This is a genomic window from Lewinella sp. IMCC34183 (genome assembly GCF_003390915.1).
GTDB lineage: Bacteria > Bacteroidota > Bacteroidia > Chitinophagales > Saprospiraceae > Neolewinella.
Genome location: NZ_QMEM01000002.1, coordinates 198,044 through 220,786, shown reverse-complemented (window position 1 = coordinate 220,786; position 22,743 = coordinate 198,044). Strand labels below are relative to the sequence as shown.

16 protein-coding genes are annotated in these 22,743 nt (G+C 63.7%); 9 read left to right on the top strand and 7 right to left on the bottom strand.

Features of this window, described 5'->3' with window-relative positions; all coding sequences use genetic code 11:
- The first annotated feature begins 93 nt into the window (after nucleotides 1–93).
- Both sppA and DQG19_RS06145 read left to right on the top strand, forming a co-directional pair.
- A complete protein-coding gene (sppA, locus tag DQG19_RS06150) occupies nucleotides 94–1,875 on the top strand; it encodes a signal peptide peptidase SppA (protein ID WP_116125364.1) in 1,782 nt (593 codons plus the stop codon).
- A gap of 178 nt (nucleotides 1,876–2,053) precedes the next feature.
- Nucleotides 2,054–3,412: a Gfo/Idh/MocA family protein gene (locus DQG19_RS06145; protein ID WP_116125363.1), complete on the top strand. Its 1,359-nt coding sequence runs from the start codon at nucleotides 2,054–2,056 to the stop codon at nucleotides 3,410–3,412.
- A gap of 8 nt (nucleotides 3,413–3,420) precedes the next feature.
- On the opposite strand, the gene DQG19_RS06140 is transcribed toward DQG19_RS06145, so the two are convergent.
- Genes DQG19_RS06140 through recO form a run of 3 tightly spaced genes read right to left on the bottom strand, consistent with a single transcriptional unit; the run spans nucleotide 3,421 to nucleotide 7,684 of the window.
- Nucleotides 3,421–5,172 carry a hypothetical protein gene (locus DQG19_RS06140; RefSeq protein WP_116125362.1) on the bottom strand — a complete coding sequence of 584 codons (1,752 nt, stop codon included), beginning with the start codon at nucleotides 5,170–5,172 and terminating at the stop codon, nucleotides 3,421–3,423.
- Between the two features lie 9 nt (nucleotides 5,173–5,181).
- Complete coding sequence (gene lnt, locus DQG19_RS06135) at nucleotides 5,182–6,933, bottom strand: apolipoprotein N-acyltransferase (RefSeq protein WP_116125361.1); 1,752 nt, start codon at nucleotides 6,931–6,933, stop codon at nucleotides 5,182–5,184.
- A 16-nt stretch (nucleotides 6,934–6,949) separates the two neighbouring features.
- A complete protein-coding gene (gene recO / locus DQG19_RS06130; protein WP_116125360.1) occupies nucleotides 6,950–7,684 on the bottom strand; it encodes a DNA repair protein RecO in 735 nt (244 codons plus the stop codon).
- A gap of 216 nt (nucleotides 7,685–7,900) precedes the next feature.
- Between recO and hppD the strand changes: the two genes are divergently transcribed.
- On the top strand, nucleotides 7,901–9,028 hold the full coding sequence (gene hppD / locus DQG19_RS06125) for a 4-hydroxyphenylpyruvate dioxygenase (RefSeq protein WP_116125359.1): 1,128 nt from the start codon (nucleotides 7,901–7,903) through the stop codon (nucleotides 9,026–9,028).
- Between the two features lie 240 nt (nucleotides 9,029–9,268).
- Here hppD and bamA read toward each other — a convergent pair whose 3' ends face one another.
- Nucleotides 9,269–11,821, bottom strand: coding sequence for an outer membrane protein assembly factor BamA (gene bamA / locus DQG19_RS06120; RefSeq protein ID WP_116125358.1), 2,553 nt, complete (start codon nucleotides 11,819–11,821; stop codon nucleotides 9,269–9,271).
- Nucleotides 11,822–11,879: 58 nt separating this feature from the next.
- Complete coding sequence (locus tag DQG19_RS06115) at nucleotides 11,880–12,638, bottom strand: isoprenyl transferase (RefSeq protein WP_116125357.1); 759 nt, start codon at nucleotides 12,636–12,638, stop codon at nucleotides 11,880–11,882.
- Nucleotides 12,639–12,864: 226 nt separating this feature from the next.
- Between DQG19_RS06115 and DQG19_RS06110 the strand changes: the two genes are divergently transcribed.
- Entirely contained in the window at nucleotides 12,865–15,654 is a 2,790-nt protein-coding gene (locus DQG19_RS06110; protein WP_116125356.1) for a TonB-dependent receptor domain-containing protein, read from the top strand.
- 31 nt (nucleotides 15,655–15,685) lie between these two features.
- Nucleotides 15,686–17,365, top strand: coding sequence for a T9SS type A sorting domain-containing protein (locus DQG19_RS06105; protein WP_116125355.1), 1,680 nt, complete (start codon nucleotides 15,686–15,688; stop codon nucleotides 17,363–17,365).
- Between the two features lie 59 nt (nucleotides 17,366–17,424).
- Here DQG19_RS06105 and DQG19_RS06100 read toward each other — a convergent pair whose 3' ends face one another.
- Nucleotides 17,425–18,477: a hypothetical protein gene (locus tag DQG19_RS06100; RefSeq protein WP_116125354.1), complete on the bottom strand. Its 1,053-nt coding sequence runs from the start codon at nucleotides 18,475–18,477 to the stop codon at nucleotides 17,425–17,427.
- Nucleotides 18,478–18,612: 135 nt separating this feature from the next.
- On the opposite strand from DQG19_RS06100, the gene DQG19_RS06095 reads away from it, so the two are divergent.
- Entirely contained in the window at nucleotides 18,613–19,401 is a 789-nt protein-coding gene (locus DQG19_RS06095) for an S-adenosyl-l-methionine hydroxide adenosyltransferase family protein (RefSeq protein WP_157974357.1), read from the top strand.
- Between the two features lie 77 nt (nucleotides 19,402–19,478).
- Here the strand turns inward: DQG19_RS06095 and DQG19_RS06090 are convergent, their stop codons facing one another.
- A complete protein-coding gene (locus tag DQG19_RS06090) occupies nucleotides 19,479–20,180 on the bottom strand; it encodes an alpha/beta hydrolase-fold protein (RefSeq protein WP_116125352.1) in 702 nt (233 codons plus the stop codon).
- A 60-nt stretch (nucleotides 20,181–20,240) separates the two neighbouring features.
- Here DQG19_RS06090 and DQG19_RS06085 point away from each other — a divergent pair, with 60 nt between their 5' ends.
- The 3 genes from DQG19_RS06085 to DQG19_RS06075 are packed head-to-tail and all read left to right on the top strand — an operon-like array spanning nucleotide 20,241 to nucleotide 22,698.
- Entirely contained in the window at nucleotides 20,241–21,083 is an 843-nt protein-coding gene (locus DQG19_RS06085; protein WP_116125351.1) for an alpha/beta hydrolase, read from the top strand.
- A 56-nt stretch (nucleotides 21,084–21,139) separates the two neighbouring features.
- Complete coding sequence (gene cysQ, locus DQG19_RS06080; protein ID WP_116125350.1) at nucleotides 21,140–21,931, top strand: 3'(2'),5'-bisphosphate nucleotidase CysQ; 792 nt, start codon at nucleotides 21,140–21,142, stop codon at nucleotides 21,929–21,931.
- Nucleotides 21,931–22,698, top strand: coding sequence for a glycosyltransferase family 2 protein (locus tag DQG19_RS06075; protein WP_116125349.1), 768 nt, complete (start codon nucleotides 21,931–21,933; stop codon nucleotides 22,696–22,698). Before cysQ ends, DQG19_RS06075 begins: the two co-directional genes overlap by 1 nt.
- Nucleotides 22,699–22,743 lie beyond the last annotated feature (45 nt).

The following is a 22,743-nucleotide window of genomic DNA, read 5'->3' as shown; positions in this document are numbered from 1 at the left end:
TCGCGCGAATCCGACCGTTCATCGAAAAGAGGGAGGCGTTACCGACGAGGATGCGTTCTTTGCGTCATATTGCGGAAACTCTAATAGTACGGCATGCCCAATTTTCTTAAAATTTTGCTCGGCTCCTGCCTGGGCACCCTCCTGGCCCTGGTAGCCCTGGTGCTGATCGGATCGGCCGTTATCGGCGGAATGGCGGCTTCCTCCCAGGAAAAGCCCTCCGTCAGCCAGAACTCCATCCTCACCATCGACCTGAACGGACTGCCGGAACTGACGGGCAACGTAGAGCAGGGCGACCTGCTCGCCTCCTTCAAGGGAGAGGAGCAGCTGGGCCTGCACGACGTCATCCGGGCGCTCGAGGAAGCCGCCGAGGATGATGACATCAAGGGCATCTACCTGGGAAATGAACCGACTGGCGTACCCTTCACCACGCTGCGTAGCCTCCGGGAGGCTATCCTCGCTTTCAAGGCCAGCGGCAAGTTCATCGTCGCCTATTCGCCCTACTACACCCAGAGCGCCTACTACCTGGGCAGCGTGGCCGACGAGGTTTACATGGGCCCGCTCGGCGTGGTCGACTTCCGGGGACTCGGCGCGGACATCCCCTTCTTCAAGAAGGCCCTCGACCAGGCCGGGATTAAGTTCGAGATCTTCTACGCCGGCGATTACAAGAGCGCCACCGAGCCCCTGCGCCGCACCGAGATCAGCCCCGAGAACCGGGAGCAGACCAAGGAATTCCTAAATGACCTCTTCGGCGTAATGGTCGACGACATCGCCGCCGCCCGCAACGTGTCGCCCGCCGCCCTGCGTGCCGCCGCCGGCAACATGACCGGCTACAAGGAGCAGGAAGCGGTGACCGCCGGACTGATCGACGGTATCCGCCACCGTACCGAGATCGACGAACTGCTGCACGACAAAGTGGGCCTCGACTACGACGATAACCTTACCCTGATTGATCTGTCCACCTACTATTCCGCCCGCCTGGAACGCATGCGCGGCGGCGACAACGAGGTGGCCGTACTTATCGCCGAGGGCAGCATCGTCGACGGCGACGGCGGACTGGGCAGCATCGGCGACCGCAAGTACGTCAACGAACTGGAAAAACTCGCCGAGGACGACGATGTCAAGGCCGTGGTCCTGCGGGTCAACAGCGGCGGCGGCAGCGCCAGCAGCTCGGAGAACATCTGGTACGCCGTGGAGAAGGTGCGCGCCGCCGGCAAGCCGGTGGTGGTCAGCATGGGCGACTACGCCGCCAGCGGGGGCTACTACATTTCCGCCGCGGCCGACAGCGTCTTTGCCGAGCCCACGACCATCACCGGTTCGATCGGGGTATTTCTGACCTTCCCCGTGGTGCGGGAGCTCATGGAGGATAAGATCGGTATCAGCTTCGACACGGTAAATACCACCGCCGCCTCCAACGCCTTCAGCCCCTTCCGCGAGATGGGTGACCCCGAGCGGCAGGTACTCAACCAGCGGACGCAGTCCATCTACAATACCTTCCTCGGGCGGGTGGCCGACGGCCGCGACCTGCCGATCGAGCGGGTGCGCGAGATCGCCGGCGGCCGCGTGTATTCCGGTACCCGCGCGCTCGAGCTGGGCCTGGTGGACCGACTTGGCGGATTGGACGAGGCCATCGCCTCCGCGGCCGGACTTGCCGGTCTGAGCGACGACTACGAAGTAGCCCAGTACCCTTACCTCAAGCCGGCCTGGGAACAGATCCTGGAGGAACTCATCGGGGAAGGCGACGACGACAACCGCGTGGCCGCCCGCGTTCTCCGTGACCAGCTCGGCGAGGAGTCCTACCGGCACTTCGAGCTGCTACGGGACCTCACCCGCGCACGGAAGCCCCAGGCGGTGCTTCCCCTGGTGGTGACCTTCTGATAGGAATCTCATCTTCCTCCGGGCCACAACGCCCGGTTCCCGGCGGGCGGCGCGGCACCAGTGGTCGGCCGCCCGCCGTGCGTTAGCGAATATTCCGGGCGTACTGCCTATATTTCACCGCGAGCCTTCCTCCGGCTACCCGCACCGCAGCGGCGCGCCACTCCCAAACCTCTCCCGTATGACCGACAGAAGGAAATTTTTGCGAACCACCGCACTGGCGGGTACCGGCGTCCTGGTGGCCCCGGGCCTGTCGTTCGGAGCCACCGCCGCCGCCGATAAACTCAACGTAGGCCTGATCGGCGTGGGCCTCCGCGGCACCAACCACCTGGATAACCTGCTGCGTCGCGACGACGTGAACGTGGTAGCCGTCTGCGACGTGGATCCCGCGCGGATCGCGCTGGCACGGCAAACGATCGACGAAGCCGGACGGCCCGCGCCCCGCGTATTTGATGGCGGTGACTACGCTTACCGCGACCTCCTGGACCTGGCCGAGATCGACGCCGTCGTCATCGCCACCCCCTGGCTCTGGCACACGCGCATGGCCGTTGACGCCATGCGGGCGGGCAAGTTCACCGGACTGGAGGTATCCGCGGCCAATACCTTGGAAGAATGCTGGGACCTGGTCAACACCCACGAGGAAACCGGCAGCCACCTGATGATCCTCGAAAACGTGAACTACCGCCGGGACGTCCTGGCGGTCCTCAACATGGTGCGGCAGAACGTCTTCGGCGAGCTGCTGCACTTCCGCTGCGGGTACCAGCACGACCTGCGGGGCGTGCTGTTCAACGACGGGAAGACCGCCTACGGCAAGGGCGCCGAATTCGGGGAGGGCGGCATCTCGGAGGCCCGGTGGCGGACCCAGCATTCCGTGCACCGCAACGCCGACGTATACCCCACCCACGGGCTGGGTCCCATCGCCGTGATGGCCGACATCAACCGCGGCAACCGCTTCATGTCGCTGACCTCCCACGCCACCAAGGGCGTCGGTCTGCACCAGTACATCGTGGATACCGGCGGGGCCGACCACCCCAACGCCAAAGTGAAATTCCGGCAGGGCGACGTGATCACCTCCACGATCGACACGGCTAACGGGGAGACCATCCTGGTCACCCACAACGTGAATACCCCGCGGCCGTACTCCCTCGACTTCCGCGTGCAGGGGGCGGCGGGGGTCGCCGACTTCGACTACCACACCCAGCGGATCCACGTGGAAGGACAGACCGACGGTCACGGCTGGGAAGAGATGAAGCCCTGGCTCGAGAAGTACGACCACCCGCTCTGGAAGGAATACGGCGACTACGCCAGCGAGGCCGGGCACGGGGGCATCGACTTTTTTGTGCTGAATGCCTTCGTCGAGTCCGCCAAGCAGGACGTGGCGCCGCCCATGGATGCCTACGATGCCGCCGCCTGGAGTGCCGTGACGCCCCTTTCGGAGATGTCCATCGACAATAACGGGCAGCCGCAGGAGTTCCCCGACTTCACCCGCGGCCGCTGGATCAGCCGGCAACCCTACAACTGGATCACCGACGCCTACTGAGGGGGCGGCTAGAACACACTGATGTACCCCAGGTGTACCTTGGGGGCACCGGCATCGAAGCGTTCGCCGCTGCGCCGGCCGAGGGCCAGACTGAGCCCGAACAGCCCCGCCCGCGTCTCGAAGTTCACGCCCGCCCCGAAGCCGATGGGGTAGTCGATGGGCAGGTCCGGACGGGCGACGCTGCGCGGATTGACGCGGGCCCCGTCGGCAAAGGCGAACAAGTAAGCACGCTCTCCCAGCAGCAGCCGGAATTCGGCGGTCAGCAACTGGTAGTCGGTAGCGAAGATCTGCTGCTCATTGAAGCCCCGCAGCAGGCGTGCCCCGCCGATGCGGTACTGCTCGTTGGTCAGGACGGGCCGGTCGGTGAGCAACGCCTGCCCCCGAAACCCGAAGTAGACCACGGTGCCGGCCAGGGGGTCGAAGTAAAAGTCCAGGGCCGCCGTCAGCTGGTACTGGGTGCTCCGGGCCCTGAGACTGTCCGCTACCTCACCGGTGAAGGTCACGTCGCGGAGGCGCCGGTACCCGGCCGCGGCACTGATGTCGATGGCGTAGCCGTTCCGGGGACTGAACCGGCGGTCCGTGCGCGTCCGCCGCAGCTGCAACCCGAAAAAGGAGCGGCTCACCCCCAGAGTGTCCGGCAGTTGGCCGTTGACGACGCGGGCGCTGTCCAGCCCCGGTACGATGGTGCGGCGGTTCTCCCAGAAGGCCGAGAGCCGGTCGTTTCCTTCGCGCAGGTAGGTACCGGCTACGTGCCAGCCCAGGTTCAGAAAGGAGGAATCGCGGCGGTAGAGGTCCAGCTCACCTTCGAAACCGAAGGGTAAGCCGAACAGGAAGGGATAGTCGAGGGCCAGCTGGAGCTCCTGGGTCTGGGGCCGGAGCTGTTCGAAGCGGGCCGCGATCCGCTCTCCCTGGCCGAAGCCGTTGTACAGCTCGCCGTTCAGCTCCCCCGTGAGCAGCAGCTTGCCATCGGTACCGCCGTTCGGCAATACCCCGATCACGAAATCGAAGCGGCTCGCCGGGCGGGGCTGCAGGGGCAGGTCGATGTAGGCCAGGGTATCGCGGAAGCTGACCGTGGGCTCCCCCTCCACCGCCACGTAGGGGAGCTGGGAAAGGCGGCTGCGCATACGCCGCACCCGGCGCTGGCTGTAGAGCTCGCCCGGTACCAGGCCGAGGTAGCGCTCCAGGAAAACGCCCCGGACCCGCACGCCCTCCGGTACGCGGACCTCACCCACCCGGATGCGGGGGCCGGTACGAACGTCCACGCGGGCCGCCAGGGCGCCCGGCTCCCGCCACGCGATGTCCGTCAGCCCCACCGAAGTAAAGGGGTAGCCGTCGGCCGCCGCCCGGGCGATGAGGGTGTCGCGTACGCCGCTCCAGGCGGCGGGCGACAGGGCGCGGCCCCCGCCGAAGCGGCGGTCGCGGAAGCCGGCGCGGCGGGCCCAGCGCTGCACCTCAGGATCGTCGGGCAGGGTGAGAGACGACCAGGCGTAGGCCGGACCGCGGTGGACTACGGCCGTCAGCTGCCGCGCGCCGCTGGGGTAGATGCTGTCCACGCTGGCTTCCCAGCGGGCGCCCTCGAGCTGCTCCTGCCGCCAGTCGGCCAGCCAGTCCACCACCGTGAGGCTGTCGTCGAAGCGGGGAGGGATGCGTTCGCTGAAGGTGAAATCGGTACCCCGGACGCGCAGTTCCCACCGGCCCCGTACCTGCGTACCCGCCCAGAGGGGCAGCGAACAAAGGAGTAGGAGGAGGTAGGTGCGCATAGGCCGGAGCTAGGGTTCCAACGCGCCGCTCCGCCTCCGTAGCGTACGGGCCAGGTTGGAAAGCAGGGCCATGACGGCCAGCAGCCCCGCCACGCGGGAGACGATGTCGCCGAAGCGGACGTACGGGGTGACCGCGTCGTTGAGCCGCAGGGTGCCGTTGAGGAAGCCGCGCTCATCGTAGTAGGTGCGGCTGTCGATGTGCCCCCGCTGGTCGATGAAGGCGCAGGCCCCCAGGTTGGCGGAGCGCACCACCGCCCGCCGCGTCTCGATGGCCCGCAGGCTGGAAATATAGAGGTGCTGCCGGTGGCCGGCGGTATTGTCCCACCAGCCGTCGTTGGTCATCACGAAGGCCGCCTGGGCCCCCGTGCGTACGTAGCCGGTGAAGTACTCGCCGAAGACACTTTCGTAGCAGATGACGGGCGCCACGCGGGCTTCCCCGCTGGTGAAGGGCGTGCGCTCGGCTTGGGTACCCAGTCCGGCCACGCTGCCGCCGAGGCTGTTGACCAGGGGCTCCAGGAAGAACAGCACCCGCCGGAAGGGAAAGCTCTCGGCGCCGGGTACGAACACCCCCTTCCGGTAAGTCTGTACGTCCCCGTTCGCGGGATCGATCTGCACGGCGCCGTTCAGGGCTTCCAGGGCCACCTCGCTGCCGTCGGATGTCGGGTAGTAGCGCACGGCATCGGTCACCGCCTCGCCCGGCGCGAAGCGGTAAACGGCACCGATGCCCGTGACGACGTGGCGGACGCGGCCGGGCGGCAGGCCGCGCACGAAGGTGGCGAGGGCGGGGGAGGACAGCGGGTCGGTCTCCTCGACGCGGCTGAAGGTGGTCTCCGGCAGTAGCAGGTAGTCGACCGGCCCGTCGGCGGCGGTGAGGGCCTCGGTGCTGAGTTCATCCAGCACGCGCAGCTGCTGGCTCACCGTCTCGCTGAATTTCTCGTAGTGAGGCTCGAAATTGGGCTGGATCGCGCTGACCGTGATCACCGCGCCGGGCGGCGGCGTATAGGTGAAGTACCGTACCAGGGAGGCGGCCGGCGGCAGGGCGACGGCCAGGATCAGGTACACCGGGCGGCGGCGCGTCAGGTACCAGCGCAGCGCCAGCCAGTTGACCGCCAGTATCCACGCCGACCCGCCCAGCACCCCGGTAAATTCGTACCACTGGACCAGACTCGGGAACTGCGCGAAGCCGTTGCCCAGCGTAAGCCAGGGCCAGTTCAGCGACCAGTTGTAGTGCAGGTGTTCGAAGCTCACCCAAAAGGCGATCAGGGACAGGTAGCTCGCCTTCGGCGATACGCGGCTGGTCCAGTGGAACAGCAGCCAGGGCACGCACATCAGCAGGCTGTTGACCACTACGGCAAACAGTCCGGCAAAGAAGGCGGTATTCGTCACCCAGAAGGTGGCCAGGATATTGTAGAGCAGGAAGGCATTGAGACCGTGCCAGAAGACCGTGCGCGTCCGGAGTTCCTCACGCTGCAGGAGCAGCAGGGGCACCCAGGCCACGAGCAGCAGGAAAGGAACCGGCAGGTAACCCGGAAAGCCCAGGCCCAGCATCACACCGCTGGCGGAGGAGAGCAACAGGCGGCGGCGCGCGGGTGCGGTGGCCGTACGGCTGACGAATAGCACGGTACCGGCCCAGGTGGCGAGGTAGAGCAGCAGGGGCAGGTGGCCCCAGAGTTCCTGGTTGCCGGCCCGGACGTACATCCACGCCGCCGTACAGACGGCCACGAGCAGGCTGGCGATGGCGATGGGGGTGCGGAAGCGCATGGCGGCAAAGATAGGCTTACTTGCGGCTGGCCATCACGTCGCGCAGGATGCCGAGGGAGTTGATCTCGCGCATCCCCTCGATGTGGTGGCGGTAGTAGCGGAGGAGGTCGGTCAGCAGGCCCGAGCGCTCCTCGCGGGTGGTCTTGATGTCGGCCAGTGCCGCGCGGTCGGTATGCAGGATGCGGTACATGAGGCCGGCGCGGTTTTCGTCGAGGTACTCGGTGTGGCCGGGAAAGCCCGCGATGAACTGCCCCTCGCGCAGGTCGAAGAGGGGCGTCTCCAGACTGAAATCCCCGGAGGGGAGGAAGCCCAGGTAGGTCGTGAGCTCGAGCAGGAAGTGTAGGTGAACCAGGGCGATCGGACCAGAGGTGGTATCCAGGAACGCAAAGGCATCGAAGAGAAACTGGAACAGGGCGGTGTTTTCCTCCGCCTCCCGGATGCTGTTGCGGGCCACTTCCAGCATGAAGAGACCCACCGTGCCGCGCTCGACCTCGAAGGGGATACGGGTATAGATGTGGGCGGGCTGCACCTCTTTCAGTCTGGTCAGGTCCTTGCCCGGCCGCTCGTAGGCGATCAGGTTCACCAGGTTCATCAGTTGCAGCTTACTGGCCGGCGTGGAGCTGCGGGCCTTGCGGACTCCGCTTACGATATACTTGCGGATGCCCCGTTCCTCGGTGTAGACTTCGAGGATGAGCGAGGATTCGCCGTACTTGGTGGAGCGGAAGATGATGCCGCGGGTCTTCAGGAGCAAGGAGGGGGCGGTAAAGGGGTTACGCCCACCAAGGTACCACGGACTGGGTACAAGCGCGTTGCGAGCACCGCAGCCAGCGAGACGCGCAAGATGGGGAGCGGCAAAATCGCGAACCGGACCCCCGCACCGTGCCGTTACCCGAATGTCACCTTGTCCACGCCAACCCCAAGGCCTACCTTTGCGTTAACAATAGTTGTCAAAGCAAATAAATAGATCATGAACCAGACCGCCTCAGCCCCCGCCACCACTACCAATACCGATGCCTTCCCGATGAACGGAACGGACTATTTTGAAATGCTCGTTGGTAACGCCCGGCAGTCCGCCCATTTCTACCAGACCGCCATGGGCTTTCAGCCGCTGGCCTATTCCGGGCTCTCTACCGGCGTAAAGGACCGGGAGTCCTACGTACTGGTGCAGGACAAGATCCGCCTGGTACTCACCACCCCACTCAAGCCGAATACCGACATCGGTAAGCTCGTCGATCGCCACGGCGATACCGTGCGGACCGTCGCCCTCTGGGTCGACGACGCCCGCGCCGCCTTCGAAACCGCCACGGAGCGGGGCGCCGAGCCGCACTTCGAGCCCCGGGAAGAGAAGGACGACCACGGACACGTCGTACGGGCCGCGGTGAAGAGCTACGGCGACGTGGTCCACGTATTCGTGGAGCGGGAAGCCTACGACGGCGTTTTCCTTCCCGGCTTTGTGGCCTGGGAGCCCGAGTACCGGCCCGGTCCCGTAGGGCTTAAGTACGTGGACCATATGGTCGCCAACGTCGACGAGGGCCAGATGAATACCTGGGTCAACTGGTACGCCGAAGTACTGGGCTTCAAGCAGCTCATCAGCTTCGACGACAAGGACATCAGCACCAAGTACACCGCCCTGATGAGCAAGGTGATGTCCAACGGCAACGGCCGCATCAAATTCCCCATCAACGAGCCGGCCCCCGGCCTGAAGAAGTCGCAGATCGAGGAGTACCTCGAGTTTCACGGCGGTGCGGGGATCCAGCACATCGCGGTGGCCACCGACAATATCGTCGAGACCGTCACGGCCCTGCGCGACCGCGGCGTGGAATTCCTGCGCGTTCCGGACACCTACTACGACGACCTGCTCGACCGGGTAGGGGAGATCGACGAGTCCGTTGAGCCGCTCCGCAACCTGGGCATTTTGGTCGACCGCGACGATGAGGGCTACCTCCTGCAGATCTTCACCCGCCCCATCGGCAGCCGGCCCACGGTCTTCTACGAGATCATCCAGCGGAAGGGTGCCACCAGCTTCGGCAAGGGCAACTTCAAGGCGCTGTTCGAGGCCATCGAGCGGGAGCAGGAGCTGCGGGGTACTTTGTAGAGGCTGGCCTTTGGCTTGCGGTAGACACTCCCTGCGGTCGTTGGTAGAGCTCGGCTTTGCCTCGCGGTAGAGGCTCGCCTATGGCTCGCGGTAGACACTCCCTGCGGTCGTTGGTAGAAGGGGTATCGGTTTCCTAATCAGCAAGAATCTACTGCGCGAAGCGCTCTACCGACGCAGTCCTTTACCGCGAGCGCAGCGAGCTCTACTGACACAGTCCTCTACCGCCCGAAGCCCTCTACCTTACTCCGGTTCAAAGCCAAGCACGATATTAAAGGTGCTCAGGTTGCCGTTTTCAGCGCGGGCCTTATCCTTATCGAAGCCGTAGCCCCAGTCAAAGCCGAGGGTGCCGAACATGGGCAGGAAGACCCGGGCACCCAGGCCGACGCTACGCTTGAGGTCGAAGGGGTTGAAGTCGCGGGACGACCGCCAGGCGTTACCGCCCTGGGCGAAGGCCAGCACGAAGATCGTGCTCGAGGGGTTGAGCGACAGCGGGTACCGCAGTTCCACCGTGTACTTGCTGAAGATGGGCGTAGCGATCTTTCGGTCGTCACCGATGGGGGTGGTGACGAAGTTATTGGGCAGGTCTTCGATCTCGTAGCCGCGGAGGCTGACGATGTCGACGCCGGCGAAGGCGAACTGCTGGTTGTTGACGCCGTCGCCCCCCAACTGGAAGCGCTCGAAGGGGCTCACGCCCACCACGTCGTCGTAGCTACCGAGGAAGCCGATCTTAGCCTGGGTCTTGAGCACCAGCTTGCTGTTGGAGGTCAGCGGAGTGTACCACTCGGCGTTGAGGCGCCACTTGTGGTATTCGACGTAGCGGAAGCGCTCCTCTACGGTCTCCAGGTCGGAGGCGTCGTCGCGGAAGCCCAGGCTGCGGTAGGGCGGGGTGGCCTGTAGCGACAGCTCGATGTTGGAGCCCTGCTTGGGGTAGATCGGGTCGGTGGCGGTGTTGCGCGACAGCGAGAATTGGAGGCTGAAGTTGTTGTAGTTGCCGGTGGTGACGGCCTCGTTGTTGTCGGTAACGAAAAGTTCCGTCCAGTTGTCGAGGCTCAGGGTTTGCAGGTTGAGGCCGGTGCGGAAGACGAAGTTATCGTCGGGCCAGCGCAGGCGCGTGCCGAGGCTCACGGCGGCCTGCTGGATGATCAGCTTCTTGGGCAGGGTGCTGCTGCCGAAATCGTACTTGTTGTAGAAGGCCGAGACCGACAGCGAGGTGGGCCGCTTGCCGCCCAGCCAGGGCTCGGTGAGGCTGGCGTTGTAGCTCTGGTAGAACTTGCCGTTGGTCTGGGCCCGCAGGCTCAGGCGTTGGCCGTCGCCCTGGGGCAGCGGGTGCCAGGCTTCGCGGTTGAAGACGTTGCGGAGGCTGAAGTTATTGAAGGTTACCCCGAGGGTACCAATGACGCCCCGCCGGCCCCCCCAGCCCGCGCTGAGCTCGAGCTGGTCGCTGGGCTTCTCCTCGACGGTGTAGATGATGTCTACCGTGCCGCGGTCAGGATTAACGGGGGTTTCGATGCCGAGCGTCTCCTGGTTGAAGTAGCCCAGGCCGATGATCTGCCGCTGGGAACGGATGATGTCGGAGCGGCTGAATTTCTGTCCGGGCCGGGTGAATACTTCCCGCCGGATGACGTGCTCGTGGGTCCGGTCGTTGCCGTTGATGACCACCTTGTCGATGGTCGCCTGGGGGCCCTCGAAGATGCGCATCTCCAGGTCGATGGAGTCGCCCTCGATGGCTACCTCGATGGGGTCGACGTTGAAGAAGAGGTAGCCGTTGTCCATGTAGAGGGACGATACGTCGGCGTTGTCCTGACTGAAGCTCAGGCGCGTCTGCAGCTCCTCCTCGTTGTAGATATCGCCCTTGCCGAGGGCCAGCACGCGGGAGAGGGTTTCGTCGTCGTAGATGGAGTTGCCCTTCCAGGTGATGTTGCGGAAGTAGTACTGATTGCCCTCGTTGATGTCGATGTCGATGACCAAGTCGCCCTTGTCGTTGCGGTAGATGCTGTCGCCGATAACGCGGGCGTCGCGGTAGCCGAGGGTATTGTAGTACGCCACGACGGCGTCCTTGTCGTTCTCGTACTCGGTAGGCTGAAACTTGGAGCTTTTGAAAAGCTTGCTTTTCTGGTTGGTCTCCTTCATCTGCTTGCGCAGCTTCTTGTCCTTCACTTCCTCGTTGCCGGCGAAGTTGATCTCGGCGATCTTGACGCGGTCGTTGCGGTTAACGTCGAAGAGCAGGCGGACGGAGTTGGCGCGGCTCGTGTCGGCAATCTCCTCCACCGAAACGGTGGCGTCTAGGTAGCCTTTCTCGACGTAGTAATTGCGAATGGCTTCGGCGGCGTTGACCTTGGCGTCCTCGGTGACTATGCCGCCGCGGACGATAAATTTGTTGACCTCCTCATTGAGGTCGTCGTGCCGGCTCTGCTTCGCGCCGGTGAAGCTGTGGCGCAGAAAACGGGGCCGTTCCTCGACCCGTACCGTCAGGAAGATGACGTCGCCGATGGTTTTCTCCTCCTCGATGGATACGTTGGTGAAAAGCCGCAGCCGCCACAGGTTTTTGATCGCGCGGGGAATATCGGGGCCGGGAATGCGGACCTCCTGGCCCACGCTCAGGCCGGTCACCCCGATGATGGCATTTTCCTCGGCGTAGTAGGCTCCTTCGACCTTGATGCCCCCGATTTCGTATTCCTGGGGGTTGGAGTAATCGTAGACCGGCACGCCCAGCGAGTCCGTCGTGGTCTGGGCGACTGCCGCAGACCAACCACCGAAACAGGCCAGGCAAAGGAGGATAAAGCTTAATCTCATGCTGTAAAAGTTTGCCGGCGGAAGGCCGGCCGTCGGGGGTAAGGATAGATACTGACGCTCAGGGGTTGGTTGCCCGCTTCAATTGTTCGCTCGTTTTGCCGAATCGTCTTTCGCGCTGCTGGAAGTCGACAATGGCGGCGTAGAGGTCCGGTTTGCGGAACTCCGGCCAAAATACGGGGCTGAAGTAGAATTCCGCGTAGGCCGCCTGCCACAGGAAGAAGTTGCTCAGCCGGTGCTCGCCACTGGTGCGGATGATGAGCTCGGGATCGGGGTACGCATGGGTGCTGAGTCGGGCACCCAGGACGCCCTCGTCCACCTCGTCGGCACGCATGCGCCCACTGGCGGCCTCCAGGGCCAGCTGACGCGCCGCCCGGGCGATGTCCCACTTGCCGCTGTAGTTCAGGGCGAGGATGAGGGTCATTCCTTCGCCGGTGGCCGTTTGCTCGATTCCGAAGGCGAGGGCGTCCCGCGTGGCTTCGGGCAGCCCCTCGGTATCGCCGATGGTCGCCAGGCGAATGCCGTTGTCGAGCATCATGTGCATCTCGCTGCCGATGGTGTCCACCAGCAACTTCATGAGCGCACCTACTTCCATCTCCGGCCGGTCCCAGTTTTCCGTACTGAAGGCATACAGCGTCAGGTAGCCCACGCCCAGTTCGGCGCAGGCTTCGACGGTGGCGCGGACGGCCTCCACGGCGCTGTGGTGACCAAAGACACGGGGCTTACCCTGCCCCTGCGCCCAGCGGCCGTTGCCATCCATAATCACGCCCACGTGGTGGGGGAGACGGTCCTTATCGATCTGTTGCTTGAGCTCCTGCATAGTCAAAGACGCGCAAAGGTAAGGTTTTTAGTTAGGTATCCACGATTACCCGCCCCACCGGATTGGTTGGTCGGCAGACGTGCCGATCTTGTTAAATCGACCCGGGCTAGCGAATTTTCACTAAATTAGCGTCCGGGTTGGCTATGGCCGGCCCGAAATCTTCGATCATGCTGTGTCCCCCGGGATATCAGCCCTTTTGCTTTAGTTTCGTCTTGACCAATCAACAATGAGGGTATGCTATCTCTGCGTCGCCGCCTGGGTGGCGCTTTGCGGAACACTGTCCGCACAAACCACACTGCGCGGCAGCATCATCGGTGCCGCCGACGGTGATCCCCTGATCGGTGCCAGCGTGCTCGTCAAGGGCACCACCACGGGTACCGTCACCGACCTCGACGGTACCTGGAAACTCACCGTCACCGGACTGCCGGTCATTCTTCAATTCTCCTACATCGGTTTTGCCCCCACCGAACTCGAAGTCACCACCCCCGAGCAGGACCTCGTGGTGCGCCTCGGCGACAACGCCGTCACCACCGACGTGGTAGAGGTGCGCGGACGCAGGATCAGTGAAAAACAGCAACAGGCCGCCCTCACGGTGGAAACCCTCGACGCCATCGCCATCAAGGAGACGGCCGCGGCCAACTTCTACGACGGCCTCGGCAGCCTCAAGGACGTGGACCTCACCGCCGCCAGCCTAGGATTCAAGATCGTCAACACCCGCGGGTTCAACAGCACCAACCCCGTCCGCTCCCTCCAGATCATCGACGGCGTGGACAACCAGAGCCCCGGGCTCAACTTCTCCCTGGGCAACTTCCTCGGGGCCTCGGAACTCGACGTCAACCGGGTCAATCTCGTCGTCGGAGCCTCCTCCGCCTTCTACGGCCCCAATGCCTTCAATGGGGTGATCGCCATCGAAACCAAGGACCCCTTCCTGCAGCAGGGCCTCTCCGTACAGGTAAAGGCCGCCGAGCGAAACCTGCTGGAAGGCGGCATCCGCTGGGCCGATGCGCTGGTCAATAAGGACGGCCGAGAATGGATGGCCTACAAACTCAACCTCTTCGGCTTTCGCGCCGACGACTGGGTGGCCGACAATTACGACCCGGTATTCGGCACGGAGCTGACCCGCGACAATCCCGGCGGCTACGACGCGGTTAACCGCTACGGCGACGAGGCCAACCGCTCCTTCAGCTTCCCGACCGTCAATGGACTCGGCACCATCCGTCGTCCGGGGTACCGGGAACTGGACCTGGTCGACTACGATTCGGAAAACCTGAAGGCCGGCGTAGCCTTTCACTTCCGGCTCAACCCGGAGCGCAGCCTGGAGAGTACCGAATTGCTGATCGGCTCCAACTACAGCACCGGTACCACCGTCTACCAGGGCGACAACCGCTACAGCCTGAAGGGCATCCAGTTCTTTCAGCATAAATTAGAGCTGCGCAACCGCGATAATTTCTTCCTGCGGGCTTACATGACCCACGAGGACGCCGGTCAGACCTACGATCCCTACTTCACCGCCCTGCGCCTGCAGGATCTGCACAAGACCGACGGGCAGTGGCAGTCGGACTACCGTAACGCGTGGATCCGCTTCGCCCAGCCCCAGGTCGCGGCCCTGGAGGGTTTTCCGGATTGCACGGGCTGCTCGGTACCCGAGCGGCGGCAGGCGGAGCGGGATTTCTACCAGACCCCCGAGGTACAGGCCCTGCTGCCCGAACTCCACGACCAGACCCGCGACATCGTTGCGCAGGCCTCCGGTTTTGGTACCGAGGACTACTACGAGCCGGGTACGCCCCGCTTCCAGCAGGCGTTCGACAGCATCACCTCCAACTACCTCGGGCAGGGGGGGACGCGGTTCTTCGACAAGAGTGCGCTGTACCACCTGCACGGGGAAAAGCAGTTCCGGCAGGTATGGCAACCCGCCGAGCAGAGCTACCTCGACCTCACGGTCGGCGGCAATTTCCGGCAATACACGCCCAACAGCCGCGGGACGATCCTGCTGGACACCATGGGCCGTGACATCAACACCAGCGAATTCGGCCTCTACGGAGGCGGAACCATGAACCTGAATAACCGCTTCAAGCTAAGCGCCAGCCTCCGGGCGGATAAGAACCAGAACTTCGATCTGCTCTTCAGCCCGGCGGCCTCCATCGTTTATACGCCACGGGAGAGTACCACCCTGCGGGCCTCCTTCAGCTCCGCCATCCGCAACCCGACCCTGAACGACCAGTACCTGTTCTACAACGTGGGCCGGGCTATCCTCCTGGGCAATCTCAACGGGGTACAGGACCTGGTGACCGTCGAGAGCTTCGTGGACGTGATCAACCAGCAGCGACCGGACGTATCCCAGTTTGACTTCTTTGATATCGACCCGATCCGGCCCGAAAAGGTGCGGACCTTCGAAGTGGGCGCGCGTTCGACGATCGGCGACCACCTCTACGTGGACGCGACCTACTACTACAGCCGCTATACCGACTTCATCGGCTACAATCTCGGCCTTGACGTAGCGACCTTCCAGGGCGCCATCTCCAACGCCCAGGCGTATCGCGTATCGGCCAACGCGCGGGACATCGTGACTACCCAGGGCTTCAGTATCGGCTCCAACTTCTACTTCGCCGACTACTTCTCCCTGAACGGCAACTACAGCTGGAACGTACTGAATACGGAAACCGACGACCCCATCATTCCGGCCTTTAATACCCCCGAGCACAAGTACAATATTGGAATATCGGGGCGCAACATCCCCCTCACCGTCTTCGGCTACGCGCTGCAGGACCTGGGAGCTAACGTCAACTACAAGTGGGTGGACAGCTATCTATTCGAGGGTAGCCCCCAGTTCACCGGCCCGATCCAGAGCTACGGCATGCTCGACGCACAGGTGAACTTCACCCTCCCTAAGATCAAAACCACCATCAAGGTGGGAGCGAGCAACCTGCTCGACAACCAGGTTTTCCAGGTCTACGGTGGTCCGCGCATCGGCCGACTCGCCTATATCTCCGCGACCTACAACCTGGTCAACCCCTAACTAACGTAAACTCTGTTTCAACCCGATTCATATGCACAAGACAATTACCCTGTTTACCGCGGCTCTGCTGATCGCCGCTACCGCCGGCCTCCGGGCCCAGGACATGCCGTTCATCGATGCGATCTATTCAGTAGGAGATCCGACCATGGACACCTACAGCCAGAATATCGACGTTTTCGAACTTCTCCGCGCCGGGGCGAGCGACCCCAATGCCACGCCCAACCGCAGCCTGCAAATGGACGTCTACCAGCCCATGGATGATGACGAATCCATCCTCCGTCCCGTGGTGGTGGTCTTCCCTACCGGCAACTTTCTTCCCCGCTACGTAAACCGCGGACTCTACGGTACCCGTAAGGATTCGGCCGTCGTGGAGATCGTTAACCGCGTAGCCGAACGCGGCTACGTAGGTATCGCCGCCGACTACCGCGTGGGCTGGAACCCGGCCAGTCCCGTCCAGGACGTCCGTACCGGTAGCCTGCTACAGGCCGCCTACCGCGGTGGCCAGGACGCGCACGCGTTGGCCCGCTACCTCCGCAAGACCGTAGCCGAGGAAGGCAACCCCTACCGGATCGACACCAGCCGCATCGTGTTCTGGGGTCTCGGTACCGGCGGCTACGTTTCCATGACCCACGCCTTCCTCGACCGGATCGAGGAGGTGGAGGCCGACGGCCGCTTCTACGACGAAAATGACGTGCCTTACGTAAGCCTCGGCGTTAACTCTGACCCACAGGGACTGATGCCCGCCCAGTTCGATGCCGATACCCCCTCCAACATCCCCAACCACGTAGGCTACAACAGTACCGTGGCCATGTCCATCAACAGCAACGGAGCCCTGGGCGACATCGACTGGATGGAGGGCAAGGACGATGAACCGATGGTACTCGGCTTCCACAGTCCCGCCGATATTTTCGCACCCTTCTCCTACGGCGACGTGATCGTCCCCACTACCCGCGACCTGGTCGTAGGCTGCGTGGCCGGTACCGAGCAGATCATCGAAAAGGCCAATACACTGGGACTCAACGACGCGCTCGCGGCCGTCAACGGTACCTCGCTGGACGCGATGTACGGTCCGCTGGCCCAGGCCGTCAACGTGCGGAACGAGGCGTACAAATCCCAGACCCGCACCCTCGATCCCGCACCCGCCTGTCCCGAGCAGACGGCCTTCGAGCCGACCTACGAACTGTCGCACGACAATATGTACCCCTTCCTGTCGCAGGGCTTCGGTGCCCCCTACAACTGGGTGAACGAAGAAGCCGCGCGGGCCGAGATCGCCCAGTTCAACGCCGCCGGCGGTGACCTGAACGCCGACGTAGCGATTGGTGGAGAGAAGCAGGTCAACCCCAATGCCGTAGACCCCGCCGCTGCCCGTCGCGTCATCGATACCATGATGGCCGTCTTCATCCCCCGCGCTTACGTGGGCCTCGACCTGGGTAACCTCAGCACCGGTACGGAGGACGTGATCACCAATGCGGCCGTCGGCCTCGACGTCTTCCCCAACCCCAGCGCGGAAGGCTTCACGGTACGCGTCGCCGAAACCCAGCTGATCCGGCAGATCGACCTGTTCGACCTTCACGGCCGCCGCGTGGCCCAGTACACCGACATTGACCAGTCTACCTACCGGGTGAACCGGGGTAACCTGCCGCGGGGCGAGTACATCGTCCAGCTGCGCCTCGATGCCGGAACCACGGCACACGTAGTCTACCTGCGGTAATTGCACCTGCGATCCCGCCAAAGGAAAGAACCCCGTCGGCACCGCCGACGGGGTTCTTTTTATTTGATCAGTTCCTTCGGTGGGGCCAGGAAGATGCCGACGCGGAAGAAGGGCCGCGCGTCCACCTTGGTGTTCAGGTCCAGGTCCACGTCGTCGGCCGGGTTGAAACGCGTCTGCCAGGGGATGAAATAGCCCCCCTGCGCGAAGGCCCACACCCAGGGAAAGAAGTTGTGCTCGTACTGAAGCATCGCCCGGATCCCGTTGTTGCGCAGGAAGAACTGCCCCAGGGAGGAAAAGTCGCGGCCCTCCTGCGGCTCGGTATTGAGGGCATAATACTTGCTGTCGAAGGTGGCCCCGAGCAGGAAGGTATTCACGAGGCGGGGCCCTACGTTGCGGCGCAGGTAGGCCTGTCCGGGGAGCGCCGTCTGGATGCCCCAGTGCGCGTTGAAGGTACGGTTGTACACGAAGAAGGGCAGCGCGATCTGTCGGGCGGCGTTGTGGCTGTAGGTGATGCCGATGGCCCACTCTTCGTCGGGGCCCACCTTCTTGCCGTACACGAAGGCGGCGCTGTAGGTACGGTAGATGCTGCCGAAGTCGATAAGCCCCTGGTAGTCGCCGTTGAGCGACATGCGCACCCGGCCGGAGGAATAGAAGCGCTCGTCCCAGCTGTGGGTGAAGTAGGCCGACAGTTTGTTCGCCTTGAGGCGGCGCTCGTCGAGTAGTTGGAAGAGGGTCTGTTCCTGCTCGTGCCCTTCGTAGGGGTTGCGGAACCAGTACTTCTCGGTGTCCCACTCGTAGCCGAGCAGCAGCTTGGTCTGTGGCTTGTTCATCAGCGGCACCTTGAACTTGAAGGTGAACTGCTCGAGGTGGGTGACCGTCTGGGCGCCGCCGTCGATGGCCCCGTCCGCGTCCCAGGTGAACTGGGGCTGCGTTTCGTAGCGGATCGATACGCCCCGGCTCTGGCTGCGGTAGCGCACGCCGGGGCGGGAGTATACCGGATAGTCGTCGGTGAGCACTTCGAGGTTACCCTGCTCGATCTCTACCTGCGCGGACGCGGGTGCGGCGCAGAGCAGCAAGAACAGGGTGAGCAGGTAAAGGGAGGGGTGTGGCATATGGAAAGCTAACGGATTTGGTACTAACGATCATCCGGTGGTATAACCGCCGGCCGGGTGCAGCGTGTTCGGCGGTCGGCTGCACCCACCCGGCAATTCCCCCGCGTACGGTTACTTTGCGGGAAACCCGCGTACGTGGCTACCGCACCCCTCCCCCTGCTAACCCTCACCACCGACTTCGGTCGCCAGGACTTTCACCTTCCCCGGCTGAAGGCGGAACTCCTCAGCGCCCAGCCCGGCCTGCAGCTGGTGGATATCAGCCACGATATTCCTACCTATGATATCGTCCGCGCCGCCTTCATATTCAATAAGGTGTGGGCGCATTTTCCCGTGGGCACGGTGCACCTCCTCAGCGTCTACGACTATTATCAGCCGCGCGGCCGTTTCCTGGCGACGAACCACGAGGGGCACTACTTCATCGCCCCCGACAACGGCATTTTTTCCCTCATCTTCGGAACGATACCGGAGCAGACCTACGTCCTCGACGATTACGACCTCGACACGCCCCTGAGCACGGTATACGCGCGGGCGGTCAGTCACCTGACGCGCCGCAAGCCCTTCCACGAGATCGGCCTGCCCACGACCCGCTACACGGAGCGCCTGGCCTTCCAGCCGGTGATCGGCCCCACCTACATCCGGGGGGCGGTGGTGTTCGTCGACCGCTTTGACAACGTGACCACCAACATCACCCGCGAGCTCTTCGAAACGGTAGGGGAGGGCAGGGGCTTCCAGCTGCTCGTCAAGCGGATGACACCCCTCGACGGACTGAGCTTCCGCTATCACGACGTGCCCGAGGGCGAGCCGCTCTGCCGCTTTAATTCGGATGGCTACCTCGAGATCGCCGTCAACCTGGGCCGCGCCGCGACCCTGCTGGGCATCCACGTGGAGGACATGGTGCAGATCGAGTTCTTCAGTGTGACCTAGTCGGACGCGCCAACACCATGTCGCGGTCGGAGACCGCATGGTACGACGCGCATCCCTCCGTCCCCAGTCCCCAGGTCCTAGATCAAACTCACGTAGTGCGGAAACATCTCCCGCCATAGTGGCCAGTCGTGCTCGATGTCGCCGCGGACGTCCAGCCAGTGGTTGATGCCGCGGCGGCGGAGTTTTTCGGAGAACTTGAGGTTGGCATCGAGGCAGATGTCCCAGTTGCTGGTGCCCAGCACGATCTTCATATCCCAGAGGTGGGGGTCGTTGGCGCCCTCGATGAAGTCGCTGGGGTTGTTGAAGTAGGCGTTGTCGTCGTAGTAGCCGCGCAGGAAGGGCTTGATGTCGAAGGCGCCGCTCAGGTTGAAGAGGTGACTGACCACGTCGGGGTGGCGGAAGGCGAAGTTGGTGGCGCTGTAGCCCCCGAAACTGATGCCGGCGCAGGCGATGCGGCCGCTGCCGGTGTTCCAGCGAATCTGGGGGACGAACTCGTGGTAAAGAAACTTGTCGTACTGGATGTGGCGCTCGAGCCGGTGGCGGGGGTGAATATTGGCGTACCAACTGGCGTCGTTGATGCTGTCGGGGCAGAAGACCTGAATGAAGCCGCGCTCGACGAACCAGCGGACGGATTCGATCATGCCGCGGTCCTTGGCCTCGAAGTAGCTGCCGAGGGTGGTGGGGAAGATCACCACGGGGTAGCCCCGCGTACCGAAGGTGAGCATCTTGACGTGGTGGCCCAGGTGGTGGCTATAGAACTCGGTGTAGGTCTCGTGCATGTACGGAAGGGTGAGGGCCGTCAAGGTACTCACTCGCGGCAATACCGCTACCTTTGGACCGTGAAACCCATCAGTTATCTCCGGCAGTTGGCCGGCAGCGTCCTGTCGCGCCGCAAGCGGCTGCTGCAGCGCAGCTATACGCTGACCAGCAAGCACCTCATGCGACAGGTGCGCATCGAGTTGTACCGCCCCGCGGTGCCGCCGTGGCGCCTGCTCTCGCTGGCGGTGTTCAACGACGGGCAGGACCTGCCGCGGATGGATATGCAGCGCCGCCTCACGCGGGCCTACCGCGAAAAGCGCCTTCCGCCCACGCTGGTCGTCGGGGTGTACGCCAACGACCGCCTGCGCGAATACGGGACGGCCGGCCGGCGCGACCACGCCGGACACGGGGAGCTGGCGGCGGCCTACACCAGCTTCATCACCGAAGAGCTGCTGCCCTGGCTGGAAAGTCACAACAACCTGTACCACAGCGCCGATCGCCGCAGTATTGCCGGTTTCAGCCTGGGGGGACTGAGTGCCTTCGACATCGCCTGGCGGCATCCCAAGGCTTTCCGTACCGCGGGCGTCTTCAGCGGTTCGCTCTGGTACCGGGGGCGGGCTTACGATCCCAAGCTGCCCGACGCCAACCGGATCGTCCACGACTACGTGGCGCGGGCGCGCCGCAAATCGATCACCAACCGGTTCTGGTTCATGGCGGGGACCGACGACGAATCGGCCGACCGCAATAACAACGGCGTGATCGACGCCATCGACGATACTCTCCAACTGATGGCCCTGCTGCAGCAGAAGGGGCTTACCCCGGGAGACGATATGACCTACGTGGAAGTGGCCGGTGGCCGCCACGAGCCCGAAACGTGGGGAGAGGTGGTGATCGAATTCCTGGAGTGGGCGGTGAAGGGATAGGCAGGTTCCCCGGTCCGTAGCCGGTAAATCGCGGCGTAAACCTGTAGCTTTGTATCATGGAAATAGACTACCTCAAGCTGGCCCGCGAAGTGGGACAGGTAACCCGCCGCGCCGGGGCCGCCATTCTGAAGATCTACGACACCGACGACTTCGGGGTGGAAACGAAGGACGACGCTAGTCCGCTGACCAAGGCCGACAAAGCCGCCAACGACGTTATCGTGGCCGGCCTTCGTGAACTCACGCTGCAGGCACCGATCGTTTCTGAAGAGGGAAAAGACGTTCCCTACGCGGAGCGGCAGCAGTATACCCGCTTCTGGCTGGTAGATCCCCTCGACGGGACCAAGGAATTCATCAAGCGAAACGGTGAGTTCACCGTCAATATCGCCCTGATCGAGAACGGCCGCCCGGTACTCGGGGCCGTTTACGTCCCCGTCAAGGATGAGCTGTTCTTCGCCGCCCAGGGCAAGGGGGCCTGGCAGGAGGGTGCCGGGCAAATCCACGCCCAACGCTTTACCCTACAGGACACCAACCTGCGGGTCGTGGCCAGCCGGAGCCACCTCAACGACGCTACACAGGCCTTCATGGACAAGCTGAACGATCCGGAGATCGTTAGCCGCGGCAGTTCGCTCAAAATCATCGAACTGGCGCGGGGCGCGGCCCACCTCTATCCGCGCCTCGCCCCCACGATGGAGTGGGACACGGCCGCGGCCCACGCCATCCTCCTGGAGGCCGGTGGCCGTCTGGTCGACGACGGCACGGGCAAGGAGCTGGTCTACAACAAGGAGGTGCTCCGTAACCCCCACTTCGTAGCCTACGGCAACGTGAGCGAGGGGCAGCTGAGCTGCTGATGTCCCGGCCGCTGTCCATCATCTACACCACTTTTAACGAGATCGACATCATCGGTCGGTCGCTGGACGCCGTGGCGGGGTGGAGCGACGACCTGACGGTGGTGGACAGCTTCAGTACCGACGGTACCGCGGAGTACCTGGCCGGGCGCGACGGCGTCCACCTGGTGCAGCGGGCGTACCGGGGCCCCGCGGAGCAGAAGAACTGGGCCATCGCCCGGGCCGCTCATCCCTGGGTGCTGCTGTTGGACGCCGACGAGATCGTGACCCCCGCGCTGCGCGCGGAGATCGACGGCCTGCTGGAGGCCCCGGAAGCCGCGGACGCCTACTGGATCGGGCGCGACAACCACTTCATGGGCCGCCGCATCTACCACAGCGGCTGGGCCGGCGACAAGGTGGTGCGGTTCTTTCACCGCGACCGGGCCCGCTACGACGCCAAGCAGGTGCACGAGGAGATCGTCCGCGACGGCTTGCGGGTTGGCCGGCTGCGCGGGCGGCTGCTGCACTATACCTTTAAGGACCTGGACCATTTCCTGGACAAGACCCGCCGCTACGCCCGCTGGAGTGCGCAGGATCACGCCGACCGCACCCCCCGGGTGGGGCTGTACCACCTGCTGGTCAAGCCAGTCTATCGATTCTGCAAGCATTACCTCTTCCAGGGGGGCTTTCGGGACGGCCGTGAGGGACTGGTGATCAGCGGCGTACTGGCCTACGGCGTCTTCCTGCGCTACGCTTACCTGATGGCGGAGCGGCGCAAATCCGGGCAGTGACTGGTAAGGGTCCGCCTTGTTTAGCATCTTTGCACCACCAATCGC

What these genes read in the sequence shown, in the direction of transcription:
- DQG19_RS06140 (WP_116125362.1), bottom strand. Translation starts at nt 5,172, where the DNA reads ATGCGCACCTACCTCCTCCTACTCCTTTGTTCGCTGCCCCTCTGGGCG.
- DQG19_RS06075 (WP_116125349.1), top strand. Translation starts at nt 21,931, where the DNA reads ATGTCCCGGCCGCTGTCCATCATCTACACCACTTTTAACGAGATCGAC.
- DQG19_RS06115 (WP_116125357.1), bottom strand. Translation starts at nt 12,638, where the DNA reads ATGCAGGAGCTCAAGCAACAGATCGATAAGGACCGTCTCCCCCACCAC.
- DQG19_RS06110 (WP_116125356.1), top strand. Translation starts at nt 12,865, where the DNA reads ATGAGGGTATGCTATCTCTGCGTCGCCGCCTGGGTGGCGCTTTGCGGA.
- lnt (WP_116125361.1), bottom strand. Translation starts at nt 6,933, where the DNA reads ATGCGCTTCCGCACCCCCATCGCCATCGCCAGCCTGCTCGTGGCCGTC.
- cysQ (WP_116125350.1), top strand. Translation starts at nt 21,140, where the DNA reads ATGGAAATAGACTACCTCAAGCTGGCCCGCGAAGTGGGACAGGTAACC.
- bamA (WP_116125358.1), bottom strand. Translation starts at nt 11,821, where the DNA reads ATGAGATTAAGCTTTATCCTCCTTTGCCTGGCCTGTTTCGGTGGTTGG.
- DQG19_RS06090 (WP_116125352.1), bottom strand. Translation starts at nt 20,180, where the DNA reads ATGCACGAGACCTACACCGAGTTCTATAGCCACCACCTGGGCCACCAC.
- DQG19_RS06145 (WP_116125363.1), top strand. Translation starts at nt 2,054, where the DNA reads ATGACCGACAGAAGGAAATTTTTGCGAACCACCGCACTGGCGGGTACC.
- DQG19_RS06100 (WP_116125354.1), bottom strand. Translation starts at nt 18,477, where the DNA reads ATGCCACACCCCTCCCTTTACCTGCTCACCCTGTTCTTGCTGCTCTGC.
- hppD (WP_116125359.1), top strand. Translation starts at nt 7,901, where the DNA reads ATGAACCAGACCGCCTCAGCCCCCGCCACCACTACCAATACCGATGCC.
- DQG19_RS06105 (WP_116125355.1), top strand. Translation starts at nt 15,686, where the DNA reads ATGCACAAGACAATTACCCTGTTTACCGCGGCTCTGCTGATCGCCGCT.
- sppA (WP_116125364.1), top strand. Translation starts at nt 94, where the DNA reads ATGCCCAATTTTCTTAAAATTTTGCTCGGCTCCTGCCTGGGCACCCTC.